This is a genomic window from Xanthomonas axonopodis, from assembly GCF_001304695.1.
GTDB classification, from domain to species: Bacteria; Pseudomonadota; Gammaproteobacteria; order Xanthomonadales; family Xanthomonadaceae; genus Xanthomonas; species Xanthomonas axonopodis.
In genome coordinates this window covers 1-13,759 of the sequence record NZ_JFAQ01000106.1, presented here as the reverse complement: position 1 = coordinate 13,759, position 13,759 = coordinate 1, and the positions used below count along the sequence as shown (strand labels likewise).

The following is a 13,759-nucleotide window of genomic DNA, read 5'->3' as shown; positions in this document are numbered from 1 at the left end:
CCAGCGCTGCCGCCTTTCTCGCCGAAATGGATGCCGACCCGGCGTTCCCCGCCGCGCCCAATGCCGTGGACCTGATCACCGCCGATCTGCTGGCAGAAATGGATGCCGACCCGGCCTTCGGGCTGGAGGCCGCACCGATCGCGGTGCCCGCACCAACCCCGGCCGCCGGCGCGCGCCCCGCTCCCCCGTGCAGCACCGGCGCCGGCACACGCGCCGGCGCCGACCGGGCTGCAGGCACTGCTGGCCCCCGGCCAGGCCGACAAGATTCACGCCGAACGCCGCGCCAGCGAACGCAGCACCCGCTGGCTGCGTCTGCGCTGCGGCGAACAGACCTATGCACTGGAATTGCTCAAGGTGCAGGAAGTGGTGTTGCCGGTGCCGCTGCTGCCGCTGCGCGGCACGCCCAGCGCCATGCTTGGCATCATGAATCTGCGGGGCCAGGTGGTCCCGGTGATCGATCTGGGTATCCACCTGGGCTCATCGCCGGTGGACATGGATCTGCAGACCCGCGTGGTGGTGCTGGAAGAAAACGGCGAAACCATGGGTCTGCGCGTGTCGGCCGTGGAAGACGTCACCAGCCTCACCGATCAGCAGATCGAACCGCCTGACAACGCACGCCTGTGCCGCATCTACAACAACCTGTTCCGCGGTGTCGCACGTCTGGGCCATCAGCCGATGATCCTGCTCGATGCCACCCATCTGCTGCATTGATGCGCGCCTAGCTTGCTCGCACCTGCTCGCACGACGATTCACCGTTAAAGCTTTTCCGCCCCCCGCCGTTAGTACGCATAGAGCCATCCGTTCGGAGCAACAATGAGCACAGTGACATTGGGTGAGGATCTCGGCATCGAGACCAGCGCCGACCTCAAGCAAAAGCTTGCCGGATTCCTCACCCAGGACGGCAACCTGGTGCTTGATGCCGGTGAAGTCCGACGCATCCACACCGCCAGCGTGCAGTTGCTCTGCGCCTTTGTGCAAAGCCGCCGCCAGGCCGGCCTGCACACCGGATTCGATGGCTGCAACGACACTTTTAGGGATGCAGCGCGTCTGCTCGGCGTCACCGACGCGCTCGGACTCCCCGCATCCAATGACAACCTGAAATCTGTGGAGAACGCCGCATGAGCGCACGTATCTTGGTGGTGGACGACTCGGCGTCGATGCGCCAGATGGTCTCTTTCGCCCTCACCTCTGCCGGCTTTGCCGTCGAAGAAGCCGAAGACGGCGCCGTTGCGCTGGGCCGCGCGAAGGGCCAGCGCTTCAATGCCGTGGTTACCGACGTGAACATGCCCAACATGGACGGCATCTCGCTGATCCGCGAGCTGCGCCAGCTGCCGGACTACAAGTTCACTCCGATGCTCATGCTCACCACCGAGTCGGCGGCCGACAAGAAGTCCGAAGGCAAAGCGGCAGGTGCGACGGGTTGGCTGGTCAAGCCGTTCAACCCGGAACAGCTGATCGCCACCGTCCAGAAAGTCCTCGGTTAAACCCTTCTCGCATCAGCTTCGGATTTCACGCCCATGAGCATGGACCTGCAACGTTTCCACGCCACCTTTTTCGAGGAAAGCCGTGAAGGGCTCGACGCGATGGAGGCCGGGCTGCTGTCGCTTGAAGAGGGCAACCGCGACCCGGAAATCATCAACTCGGTGTTCCGCGCCGCGCACTCGATCAAGGGCGGCGCTGCCACCTTCGGTTTCGACGCCGTCGCCGGGCTGACCCACGTGCTGGAGACGCTGCTGGACGAGCTGCGCTCCAACAAGCGCCAGCTCGAACCCAATGCAGTCGATGCGATGCTGGGCTCGGTCGACGTGCTGCGCGCCCTGTTGCGCGAAGCCGAACACGGCACCCCGGCCGACCCGGCTGCGGTCAAGGCCGTGCACACCCGGTTGAATGCCGTGCTCGCTGGCGAAGCACCGGCAGCCGCGGCGGTCGCCAAGCCGAAAGAAGAAGAACCCGAAGCCTGGCACATCGGTTTCACCCCGGCGCCGTCGCTGTTCATGACCGGCAACGACCCGCTGCGCATCATCCGCGAGCTCGAGCACCTGGGCCCGCTGCAGATCGCCGCTCGTCTGGGGCGCATGCCGGGCTTTGAAAACATCGATCCGCTGGAAGCGTATCTGGCGTGGGACCTGGGCCTGATTGGCAAGATTCCGCGCAGCAAGATCGAAGACACCTTTGCCTGGGTGGTGGACGACTGCGAGCTGGACATCCGCCCGATGGCCGTGCCTGGCCCGCCGCCGAGCCTGGCCGTGGACGCTCCGGCGGCCGCACCGGTTGCCGCCGTCGCCGCTGCACCGAGCGCCGTTACCGAACCTGCTGCCGCCGCAGCGACACCGGCCAAGGCCGCCGCTGCCGAAGCCGAAAGCTCGATCCGCGTCAGCGTCGACAAGGTCGACGCATTGATCAACCTGGTCGGCGAGTTGGTGATTACCCAGGCCATGCTCAAGCAGGTCTCCACCGGCCTGGACCCGGCGCATGCCGAACAGCTGTTCGCCGGCCTGGATTTGCTCGAACGCAATACCCGCGATCTGCAGGAAGCAGTCATCGGCGTGCGCATGCTGCCTGTCGATGCCGTGTTCCGCCGCTTCCCGCGCCTGGTGCGCGACCTCTCCAGCCGCCTCGGCAAGCAAGTGCGCCTGCGCACCATTGGCGAAAGCACCGAGCTGGACAAGGGGCTGATCGAAAAGATTGCCGATCCGTTGGTGCACCTGGTGCGCAACTCGATCGACCACGGCCTGGAAATGCCCGATGCGCGCCGCGCCTCCGGCAAGGACGAAACCGGCACGATTACCCTGGCGGCCTCGCATCAGGGTGGCCACATCGTGATCGAAGTCAGCGACGACGGCCGTGGCCTCAATCGCGCCAAGATCCTGGAAAAAGCGGCCGAACGCGGCATCGCCGTGCCGGACAACCCGACCGATGCGCAGGTGTGGGACCTGATCTTCGCACCGGGCTTCTCCACCGCCGATGCGGTGACCGACCTGTCCGGTCGTGGCGTGGGCATGGACGTGGTCCGCCGAAACATCCAGGGGCTGGGTGGCGAAGTGCAGCTGGAAAGCAACGCCGGCAGCGGTACCCGCGTATTGATCCGTCTGCCGCTGACCCTGGCCATTCTGGACGGCATGACGGTGTCGGTCGCCGGCGAAACCCTGATCCTGCCGCTGTCCTACGTGCTCGAAGCCTTGCAGCCGGCAGCGGAAGATGTCCGCGCGATGGCCGGCGACGGTCGGGTGCTGCGGGTGCGTGGCGAATATCTGCCGATCCTCTCGCTCACCAACTACTACGGCTTCGGCGGGCAACAGTCCTCCAAGGAATCGCTGGTGGTGGTGGTCGAAGGCGACGGCCAGAAGATCGCGCTGGAAGTGGACGAGTTGCTCGGCCAGCAGCAGGTGGTGGTGAAGAACATCGAAAACAATTACCGGCGCATTCCGGGCGTTTCCGGCGCCACCATCCTTGGCGATGGGCGGGTTTCGCTGATCGTTGACATCGGTGGTCTGGTGCGCTCGCTCAAGGTGCCACAAGCGGCGTAATGCAGTTGCCGCGGCGTGGATGCCGGGGCGCAAGACTCCACCACGCCATCGATGCACGATGGGTGCTGGAGCGATCGCCGGCAGTATGGGGACTGCCGGCATCAGCAACACCCGTCCGGCCCGACACGACCGACGCTAGATTCTGGCCCTTTGTCCGGATCTTCGACTCTGCCACGTCTTTGACCCACCTGTTGGCGGGCGCCCACGCGGCCAGTCGTCTCTGCAACACGAGAAGACCGCTATGAACTGGTTTCGTAATCTTGCCGTCGCCCGCAAGTTGGCCGTGGCGTTTTCCTTTACCGCATTGATCACCTTGAGCCTGGGCGGATTTGCGCGAGATCAGCACCGTGTGGGCACCAGCGGTGCAGCAGCTGAGCGAAATGCGCGCGTTGCTGGGGGAATTGCGCACCTACGAACTCGCCCAGCTGGCGCACGCCGACGATCCGAAGGCGGTGCAGAATTATTTCGAACGCACGGACAAGGCGCGCGCCGACATCGCGACGGCGCAGGACGCCTACAGCAAGACGACCACGGCAGGCAGAGAGAGCGAGTTGTACGACGATGTCAAACTGAAACTGGCCGCGTACTACAAGGCCAACGCCGCACTCGGCGCCGCGGTGCGTGCCGGCGATCTGGTCACTGCCAATCGCGTCTCCGATGAGCAATCGCGTCCGGCGCGGCGCGACCTGTTCGCCAAGCTGGTGGAACTGACCAGGTTCAACGTTGCCCACATGGACAGCGAGATCGCGCAGGCCGAGGCGACCTATCAACGCTCGGTGCAGGTCATGCTCGTGGCGATGGTCCTGTTCGTGCTGTTGGCCGCATTTTCCGGCTGGTTCATCGCCCGCAGCATCGTCGGCCCGCTCGCTCGCGCCACGCGGGTCGCCAGTGCCATCGCACAGGGCAAACTCGACAACGCCATCCACGCCGACAGTCGCGACGAAGCCGGGCAACTGCTGCACAGCATGGAAGGCATGCAGCGGCAATTGCAGGCGGTACTGGCAGCGCAATCGGAAATGGCCAAGCGCCACGACGCCGGCCAGATCAGCTACCGCCTGGAACACGATGCGTTTCCAGGCGACTACGGCACCATGGTGCGCGACACCAATCGCCTGGTCGGCTCGCATATTGCGGTCAAGATGAAGCTCGCATAGATCATGTCTCGCTATGCAATCGGCGACTTGAGCCAGGACATGGACCGCCTGCCCGGCGAGAAGGCCGTGCTGAGTTCCACCATGGATACCGTCAAGGCCAACCTGTTGGCGATGAACAGCGAGATCAAGCTGCTGGCGCAGGCCGCTGCCAACGGCGACTTCAGCGTGCGCGGCGACACGCAGCGTTTCCAGTACGATTTCCAGGCGATGGTGGAGAGCCTCAACCAGCTGATGGCGACCGCCGATGCCAACCTCAGCTCGCTGTCGAAGCTGTTGCAGGCCATTGCCGCAGGTGATCTCACCGAGCACATGCAAGGCCAGTTCAATGGCGTGTTCGCCAGGATGCGCGACGATGCCAATGCCACCACCGAGCAACTTGCCGATATCGTTGGCCGCATCCAGCACGCCAGCTTGTCGATCAATACCGCCGCCAGCGAAATCGCCGCCGGCAACAACGATCTGTCGCAGCGCACCGAGCAGCAGGCGGCGAATCTGGAAGAAACCGCCGCCTCGATGGAGGAACTCACCTCCACCGTGCGCCAGAACGCCGAACATGCACGCCAGGCCAACCAACTCGCTATCGGTGCGGCCACGGTTGCCTCGCAAGGCGGCAGCGTGGTGGCGCAGGTGATGACCACCATGTCCGGCATCGAGGTCTCGTCGAAGAAGATCGCCGATATCATCAGCGTGATCGACGGCATCGCCTTCCAGACCAATATCCTGGCGTTGAATGCCGCAGTGGAAGCGGCGCGTGCAGGCGACCAGGGCCGCGGATTCGCAGTGGTGGCCAGCGAAGTGCGCACGCTCGCCCAGCGCTCGGCCGGCGCGGCCAAGGAGATCAAGCACCTCATCGACGACTCGGTGGGCAAGGTCGCCGAAGGCTCGGTCCTGGTGGATCAGGCCGGCAAGACCATGGCCGACATCGTCGCCAGCGTGCAGCGCGTCACCGACATCATGGGCGAGATTTCTGCCGCCTCGCAGGAACAGTCGGCCGGCATCGAACAGGTCAACCTGACCGTGACGCAGATGGACGAAACCACCCAGCAGAATGCGGCGCTGGTGGAAGAAGCCACCGCCGCGGCACGTGCGATGGAAGAACAAGCCGGTCAGTTGTCCGATGCGGTGTCGATCTTCAAGGTGCAGCAGGTAGCGGCCGTGGCGCCTGCGGCCAAGCGCTCTGCTCCGATGCGCCTTGCCGCCGCCAAGTCAGGCGTTGTCAAACCGGCCACGACCAGGCGCGCACCCGCATCGGCCGGAGTCGCGGCCAAAGCCACAGCAACGCCACGCCCGGTGATTGCCGCAACCGCCAACAGCGCGTCGAACTGGCAGGAGTTCTAAGCGCACTGCAGGTAGACGGCCGCCGGATCAGACGGCACGTGCGCCCCGAGCCCCGGCAGTAATGTCGGGGCTTTTTTTCGCGAGGAAACCGGGCTGAGGCATCTGGCTTGTGGTTGCCGACAGCTTGCGGTTGCGCGCGCGAGGCTGCGCGCATGCCCTCATCCGGCGCTGCGCGCCATCTGTCCCGCAGGAGGAAGAAAGTCACGGCGAAGTCCATGCAAGCGTGCCGCTGGTCGAAATTTGGTCAAGCGCAGGCGTTTGCGGCCGATACAGCACGCACTGAGGGCCGTGTTGCCCGCGCTAGATCGAAGGACGTCCGCATGCACACCGCCAACTCCAACCGCTCTGTCCGCACCGTGCTGGGTTGTGTGTTCACTGCAGCGCTGCTGGCTGCCGGCGTCTCCTTGCCGCCCTCCTTCGCCGCCCCGGCAGCGCCGGTCTCGGTGCTTCTGGACAATGTGCCGGTCACCGCATTGCAGTCGCTGGCGGTGGATCTAGCGCAGTTGCGCGACGATCAACGTGCACAGCTTGCCGCCAGGCACGATGCGGCGCGTATCGAAGCCTATGACGAGCGTCTGGGCAATCTGCACCAGCGGATCGCACGGCATGCCGGCTACTTCCAGGCCACTGCGCCGCAGGGCGAGCAGGCACGCAAATTTGCGCTGGTGCAGCAGCAGCTGGGCAAGTATCTGGCACAGCACCGCCAGGCCAATCGCGCCCTGCACGACGGCGACCTGCAATACGCACAAGCCTTGTCGCTGGGCCATAGCGGCGATACCCGCCAGGTCTTGTGGACCGAACTGCAGAGCCTGCAGCAATCGGTCGCCAGCGTGAGCGTTGCGCAGCGCAACTGAGCCGATGGGTAATCCCCCCACAGGTTAGTTGACGCCAGAAGTGGAATTTTCTCGTACTCTTTTCCGAGGAGGTTCCATGAAGACATCCCGCTTCACCGACAGCCAGATCATGGCCGTCCTCAAGCAGGCCCAGGCCGGCACGCCCGTGCCGCAGTTGTGCCGGGAACACCGCATCAGCTCGGCGACGTTCTACAAGTGGCGCAGCAAGTTTGCCGGCATGGACGCATCACTGATGTCCCAGCTCAGGGAGCTGCAGGACGAGAACCGGCGCCTGAAGAAGATGTACGCCGACGCCCAGCTCAGTGCCGACCTGCTGAAGGAGGCGATGGCAAAAAAAATGGTGAGGCCATCTCAACGTCGGGAGATGGCCCGAACAGCGGTTGAGGTCGGACGCACGAACATCCGGCATGCCTGCCAGACCTTCCAGGTGAGTGAGACCTGCTATCGGTACCAGGCCAAGGCATCGGACGAGAACGGCCGGATCGCGGACTGGCTGGTGCGATTGACGACGACGTATCGCGACTGGGGCTTGGGCCTTTGCTTCCTGTACCTGCGCAACGTGAAGGGCTTTGGCTGAAACCACAAGCGGGTGTACCGGATCTACCGTGAGTTGGAGTTGAACCTGCGGATCAAACCGAAGAAGCGACTCGTGCGCGAGAAGCCCGAACAGCGAGTGGTACCGGAATCGATCAACACGGTCTGGTCGATGGACTTCATGCATGATCAGTTGGCCGATGGTCGCAGCTTCCGGTTGTTCAACGTCCTGGATGACTTCAATCGCGAGGGGCTGGCGATCGATGTTGACCTGTCGCTGCCATCTGCCCGGGTGATCCGATCGTTGGAGCAGGTCATCGAGTGGCGCGGCAAGCCACGCATCCTTCGCTGCGATAACGGGCCCGAATACATCAGCGGAGCACTGCTGGCGTGGGCGCAACGCAACGGCATCCGCATCGAGCACATCCAGCCGGGCAAGCCACAACAGAACGCCTACGTTGAACGTTACAACCGCACGGTCCGCTACGCCTGGCTGGCCCGCACCCTGTTTGACACCATCGAGCAGGTGCAGGACCAGGCCACGCGCTGGCTATGGACGTACAACCATGAGCGCCCGAACATGGCGCTAGGCGGCATCACGCCAGCGATGAAACTGGCGATGGCTGCATAACTCCACTTCTGGAGCCCGCTAAAAGCGGGGGGATTACCCATACCCTGTCGACCATGCGCGCACGCGGCGGTGTGGATTACATCTACGTCACCGACCAGACGCCGACGATGCTGATGTACCCCACCCGCCCGGACCTGGTAGGCAAGCCGTTGAGCGATGTGCTCAACCCGGACGGCAAGCGCGTGTTTCCTGCGTTCGTCACCGCAGCGCAGGCCGGCGGCGGCTATGTCGACTACACCTGGGCCAAGCCAGGGCAGAAAGAGCCGGTGCAGAAAACCTCGTACGCGGCGCTGTACAAGCCGTGGGGCTGGGTGATCGGCACCGGCGTGTACCTGGACGACACCCAATCGCAGGCGCTGGTTTTCACCGGCATCGTTGCGCTCGCCGGTGGCGCCCTGGTGTTGATCAATCTGCTGGTGGGCTGGATGATCGGCAACTCACTCCTGGAGCCGGTGTCGTGTGACCTGGCGGCCATCAAGGGGGTGGCGCGCGGCGACCTGAGCGTGCGGACCGCCGAACACGACACCGATGAAATTGGCCAGATGCTCAAGGCAACCGACGAGATGGTTCACACCTTGGAGCGCTTCTCCGCGCAGACCAAGGTGATGGTGCACATGCATGCCGGCGACGATGTCACCCACCGCATGCCGACCGATTTCCCGGGCGTCTACGGCGAGCTGGCCACCGGCATCAACACGATGATCTTCGAGCACCTGGATGCCATCGTCGATGCGATCGGCATCCTCAACGAGTATGCGCAAGGCCACCTGTCGCGCAATGCCGCACGCCTGCCCGGCACGCGTGCGGTGCTGCACGAAGCGATGGATGCAGCCAAGGCCAGCCTGCTGGCGATCAACACCGAGATCAAACGCCTGGCCCAGGCCGCGGCTAACGGCGACTTCAGTCAACGCGGCGATGCGACGCGCTTCAAGCACGACTCGGCGCGCATGATCAACGACCTCAACACGATGATGGAGGTCAGCGACCGCAACCTGGGCAAGCTGTCCGAGCTGCTGGCGTCCCTGGCCGAAGGCGACCTCACCGCGCACCTGGATGGCCAGTACCATGGCGTGTTCGCGCGCATGCGCGACGACGCCAACGCCACCGCCACCGCCACGCAGCTGGCCGGCATCGCCGGGCGCATCCAGCAGGCGGCCAGTTCCATCACTGGTTCGACCAGCGAAATCGCCGCCGGCAACAACGACCTGTCGCAGCGCACCGAACAACAAGCCGCCAATCTGGAAGAAACCGCGGCCTCGATGGAGGAACTCACCTCCACCGTCAAACAGAATGCCGAGCACGCACGTCAGGCCAACCAGCTGGCCATCGGCGCGGCCGACGTGGCATCGCATGGCGGCTCGGTGGTAGCGCAGGTCGTCACCACCATGTCGGGCATCGAGACCTCGTCCAAGAAGATTGCCGAGATCATCAGCGTCATCGACGGGATCGCGTTCCAGACCAATATCCTGGCCTTGAATGCCGCCGTGGAAGCGGCGCGTGCCGGCGAACAAGGCCGCGGATTTGCGGTGGTCGCCTCGGAAGTGCGCACGCTGGCGCAACGCTCGGCCGGTGCTGCCAAAGAGATCAAGCACCTGATCGACGATTCGGTGAGCAAGGTGGAGCAAGGCTCGTCGCTGGTGCAGCAGGCCGGCACCACCATGGGCGAGATCGTCGCCAGCGTGCAGCGCGTCACCGACATCATGGGCGAAATCTCCGCCACTTCGCAGGAGCAATCGTCCGGCATCGAGCAGGTCAACCTCACCGTGACCCAGATGGATGAAGCCACGCAGCAGAATGCCGCACTGGTGGAACCCGTGGGCCCGTGGGCAAGTCGTCCGGCACCGCCGATAACGACAGCCAGTGGCAGGATTTCTGATTCCCCGCCCTCACTGACTTGCAAGCGAACACAAGCGCAAAACGCACGCAGCGTTACTCGCTTTCCACAGCTGCATCCCGCATGGCGCGTCATCGGCGCGCTGTGCATGCCCTACCTCTTCCGCTCGTCCGACGCGCATCAAGAATCATGCAGGGATGCCGTTAGTGTGGATGACATCGACTGCCTGCACACACCGCAGCAGTCGGTCCAGCAATGCATGCTTACTGTTGCAGCCAACACAGCCGACGTATGCATCCGGATATTTGTTTCCGCAGGTTGCCACGCAAAGGATGCCATGAAGCCGTCTGTTATCGCCAGCTGTTTTGTGCTGTTGGGTGTGATCGGTCATGCCCGCGCTGAAGACCCGATCGCGACCGACCGTCCGGATTTCGTGGAATCCAGCCTCACCGTCGGCGACCGCCGCGTGCAGGTGGAAACCAGCGTCGCGTGGGAACGCGATGACGCGGTGGACGCGTACTCCACCCCCACGCTGCTGCGCTACGGCCTGGGCCAGACCTGGGAATTGCGGCTGGAAACCGACGGCTGGCAGCGCATCGACCTGCCCGGCGATGCGCTGGTGAGCGGCATGTCCGATGTCTCGCTTGGCATCAAACATCACCTGGCCAGCTCCGACGATGGCAAGACCTCGCTGGCCTGGTTGCTGCATGTGGATCTGCCCAGCGGCGCGCAGGCGTTGCGCGGCCATGGTGCGCGCCCCTCGTTCCGGCTGGTGGCCGAATGGGAGCTCAGCGACAGCATTTCCGCGGGCATGATGCCCGGGGTGATCTGGGACGACGATGGCCAAGGCAACCGCTATACCGCCGGCATTTTCGGCGCCGTTCTTGGCAAGGCCTGGAACGACCGCGTGCGCTCGTTCGTCGAAGTGGCGTTGCCGCAGATCGCCAGGAGCGACGACGGCGGTACCGTCGCCCTGCTCGATGTCGGCTCGGCATGGCTGCTGAGCAACGACGTCCAACTGGACGCGGTCTACAGCCGCGGACTCAACGACCGCTCACCGGATCACGCGCTCGGCGTGGGCCTTTCTTTCCGCTTCTGACACGGGTTGCACCATGAAGATCATACACATGCTGGGCGTCCTGGTGCTGGTGGCCGCATTGGCGCTGCTCGCCTTGGGTGGCGTGGGCTATAACGGCCAGCGCGGTCTGCTCGATGCGATTGCCGCACAGGTCATCTCCTCCGATGCGCTGCGCAACCACATGCAGGCGGACATGATGCATGACGCCTTGCGCGGCGATGTCACCGCGGCATTGCTTGCGGCCTCCACGAAAGACGATAAAGCAGTTGCAGCCGCACGCACCACATTGGGCGAACATGCTGGCGAATTCGGCGAGTCGCTGGCAGCCAACCGCAAACTGCCGCTGGACCCTGCATTGCGCAGCGAGTTGGACGCGGTGACACCGGCACTGCAGGCCTATATCGCATCTGCCGACCACGTGGTGAAAGCTGCCGAAACGCATGCGGACAGCGCAGCGGCTTACGCGGATTTCAACGACAAGTTCAGCCAGCTTCAAACCCGCATGGGCGCCATCAGCGAGCGCATCCTGGCCTTGAACGAGGCCAGCCGCCGCCAGGCAGAGCAATACAGCCATCGGGTGATGTGGCAGCAAAGTAGCGCCGTGGTGCTGGCGTTCGTGTGCCTGGCGCTGGCGGCCGGCTGGATTTTGCGCTCGGTGTTCGGCCTGCTTGGCGGCGAGCCGCAGCTGGCCATGGCGGCCGCACAGCACATCGCCGAAGGCCGCCTGGATCAACCGATCCCGGTCTCCGCAAAGCACTCTCGCAGCCTGATGGCCGCCTTGGCGCGCATGCAGCGCGACCTGCGCGAGCGCCTGGAGCGAGAGCGCAGCATCGCAGCGGAAAACCTGCGCATCCGTACCGCACTGGATAACGCGTCCACCGGCATGTACATCGCCGACCCTGATCTCACCATCATCTACGCCAATAGTGCGCTGCAAAACCTGCTGCACACCTGCGCAGACGATATCCAGGCCTGTGCGCCCGCGTTCAATCGCACCGCCAACCTGGTCGGCCAACCGGTCTCCCTGCTGGAAGTGGGCAACGCACAGGACGCAGAGATCTATCAGCGTCTGGACCGCCAGGGCGCTGCCCAACGCGAGGTGCAGTACCGCACCACCTGCATCGCACAGAACGTTTCGGCAATTCGCGACGATGCCGGCGCGCATCTGGGCTTTGTCTGCGAATGGCGCGACCGCACTGCCGAGGCGCGCGTGGAAATCGATGTTGCCGACGTGGTGCGTAGCGCCGCTGCCGGCGATCTTTCCAAGCGCATCGACAGCACCGGAAAACAAGGCTTTTTCCTGCAACTGGCACAACAGCTCAATGCCTTGCTCGATGCCAACGCGGTCAGTATCGCCGAGGTGTCGCGCCTGCTCAGCGCACTGGCCGACGGCGACTTGAGTGCGCGCATGCAGGGCCAATTCCATGGTGTCTTCGCCACGATGCGCGACGATGCCAATACCACCGCCGAGCAGCTGGCACTGGTGATCGGGCGCATCCAGCAGGCGGCCGGCAGCATTCATACTGCCTCCAGCGAAATCGCCGCCGGCAACAACGACCTGTCGCAGCGCACCGAACAACAAGCGGCCAACCTGGAAGAGACTGCCGCTTCGATGGAGGAACTCACCTCCACCGTCAAACAGAATGCTGAAAGCGCACGCCAGGCCAACCAGCTGGCGATCGGTGCGGCTGGTGTGGCTTCTCAGGGCGGCGCGGTGGTGGCGCAGGTGGTGACCACCATGTCCGGCATCGAGGTCTCGTCGAAGAAGATCGCCGAGATCATCAGCGTGATCGACGGCATCGCGTTCCAGACCAATATCCTGGCCTTGAATGCCGCCGTGGAAGCGGCGCGTGCCGGCGAACAGGGCCGCGGCTTTGCGGTGGTCGCCTCCGAGGTGCGCACGCTGGCGCAGCGCTCGGCCGGCGCCGCAAAAGAGATCAAGCACTTGATCGACGATTCGGTGAGCAAGGTCACCGAGGGCTCGCAACTGGTGCATCAGGCCGGCACCACCATGGCCGATATCGTCGCCAGCGTGCAGCGTGTGACCGACATCATGGGCAAGATCGCTGCCGCGTCGCAGGAACAGTCGTCGGGCATCGAGCAGGTCAACCTCACCATCACCCAGATGGACGAGGCGACCCAGCAGAACGCCGCTTTGGTGGAAGAAGCCACTGCCGCTGCGCGCACCATGGAAGACCAGGCCAGCCAGCTGGCACACGCAGTGTCGCGCTTTACCCTGGCCGATGCGCCGCAGTCGCAGGCCGCAACGCCAGCGGCCACAAAGCCTAGCGTGGTCGCTGTTGCCCGGGCAAACAAGAGCAACACGCGTGTGCCGAGTGCACGCAAGCCGGCAGTGAACGCGATGGCGGCGGCCGCCGGCAACGACAGCCAGTGGCAGGACTTCTGAGCATGGCCAGTGCGCAACTGCGGCCTGAATCTGCCGCAGTCACGCATGCCAATCCTTCACAATTAAATAACTTGGCGTTTCAACCGCTAGCTTGCTGGACAACGACGCTAAGGCAACGCTGATCAAGTTCCAAAGATGCGAGGATAAGTGCTTCGCAGCGATGGTGGTGCAAGCCGATGAAGCAGCGGACCTTGGCAATGTCAGCTGACCAGGGCAACGGGTTTGAACAATACCGTCGCCCGACGCGGCGCGATGTGTTCCTGGCACGGATGGAGACGCTGGTGCCGTGGATGGCACTGTGCGCGGTGATCGCCCCGCACTATCCCAGGGCCGGCAAAGGTCGCCATCCAGTTGGCCTGGAGCGGATGCTGCGGATGTACGTCGTCCAGCAGTCGTTCAATC

General features: G+C 64.1%; 7 protein-coding genes and 4 pseudogenes. All 11 read left to right on the top strand.

The annotated features are described in order from the left end of the window. A pseudogene (locus XAXN_RS10955) lies at positions 1 to 711 on the top strand (chemotaxis protein CheW); the annotation flags it as partial. 102 nt (positions 712 to 813) lie between these two features. Continuing rightward, entirely contained in the window at positions 814 to 1,122 is a 309-nt protein-coding gene (locus XAXN_RS10950) for an STAS domain-containing protein (RefSeq protein ID WP_054319576.1), read from the top strand. Then, on the top strand, positions 1,119 to 1,484 hold the full coding sequence (locus XAXN_RS10945) for a response regulator (RefSeq protein ID WP_002806565.1): 366 nt from the start codon (positions 1,119 to 1,121) through the stop codon (positions 1,482 to 1,484). The genes XAXN_RS10950 and XAXN_RS10945 overlap by 4 nt, the downstream gene beginning before the upstream one ends. Positions 1,485 to 1,517: 33 nt before the next feature. Beyond that, a complete protein-coding gene (locus XAXN_RS10940) occupies positions 1,518 to 3,527 on the top strand; it encodes a chemotaxis protein CheA (protein ID WP_054319575.1) in 2,010 nt (669 codons plus the stop codon). A gap of 241 nt (positions 3,528 to 3,768) precedes the next feature. After that, a pseudogene (locus XAXN_RS23500) lies at positions 3,769 to 6,019 on the top strand (methyl-accepting chemotaxis protein). A 320-nt stretch (positions 6,020 to 6,339) separates the two neighbouring features. Continuing rightward, on the top strand, positions 6,340 to 6,873 hold the full coding sequence (locus XAXN_RS10930; RefSeq protein ID WP_054319574.1) for a hypothetical protein: 534 nt from the start codon (positions 6,340 to 6,342) through the stop codon (positions 6,871 to 6,873). Positions 6,874 to 6,949: 76 nt separating this feature from the next. After that, a pseudogene (locus XAXN_RS10925) lies at positions 6,950 to 8,038 on the top strand (IS3 family transposase). 38 nt (positions 8,039 to 8,076) lie between these two features. After that, positions 8,077 to 9,849, top strand: a pseudogene (locus tag XAXN_RS10920) (methyl-accepting chemotaxis protein); the annotation flags it as partial. Between the two features lie 171 nt (positions 9,850 to 10,020). Next, positions 10,021 to 10,971 carry a transporter gene (locus XAXN_RS10915; RefSeq protein ID WP_342364469.1) on the top strand — a complete coding sequence of 317 codons (951 nt, stop codon included), beginning with the start codon at positions 10,021 to 10,023 and terminating at the stop codon, positions 10,969 to 10,971. A gap of 13 nt (positions 10,972 to 10,984) precedes the next feature. After that, the gene (locus XAXN_RS10910; protein WP_054319573.1) at positions 10,985 to 13,357 is read left to right on the top strand and encodes a methyl-accepting chemotaxis protein; all 2,373 of its coding nucleotides are present in this window, start codon (positions 10,985 to 10,987) and stop codon (positions 13,355 to 13,357) included. Positions 13,358 to 13,533: 176 nt separating this feature from the next. Beyond that, positions 13,534 to 13,759 (top strand): transposase (locus XAXN_RS10905; RefSeq protein ID WP_485129896.1); only part of this gene is annotated, 226 nt, incomplete at its 3' end.

Coding starts and splice junctions, on each gene's coding strand:
- XAXN_RS10950 (WP_054319576.1), top strand. CDS start 814: ATGAGCACAGTGACATTGGGTGAGGATCTCGGCATCGAGACCAGCGCC.
- XAXN_RS10945 (WP_002806565.1), top strand. CDS start 1,119: ATGAGCGCACGTATCTTGGTGGTGGACGACTCGGCGTCGATGCGCCAG.
- XAXN_RS10940 (WP_054319575.1), top strand. CDS start 1,518: ATGAGCATGGACCTGCAACGTTTCCACGCCACCTTTTTCGAGGAAAGC.
- XAXN_RS10930 (WP_054319574.1), top strand. CDS start 6,340: ATGCACACCGCCAACTCCAACCGCTCTGTCCGCACCGTGCTGGGTTGT.
- XAXN_RS10915 (WP_342364469.1), top strand. CDS start 10,021: ATGCCCTACCTCTTCCGCTCGTCCGACGCGCATCAAGAATCATGCAGG.
- XAXN_RS10910 (WP_054319573.1), top strand. CDS start 10,985: ATGAAGATCATACACATGCTGGGCGTCCTGGTGCTGGTGGCCGCATTG.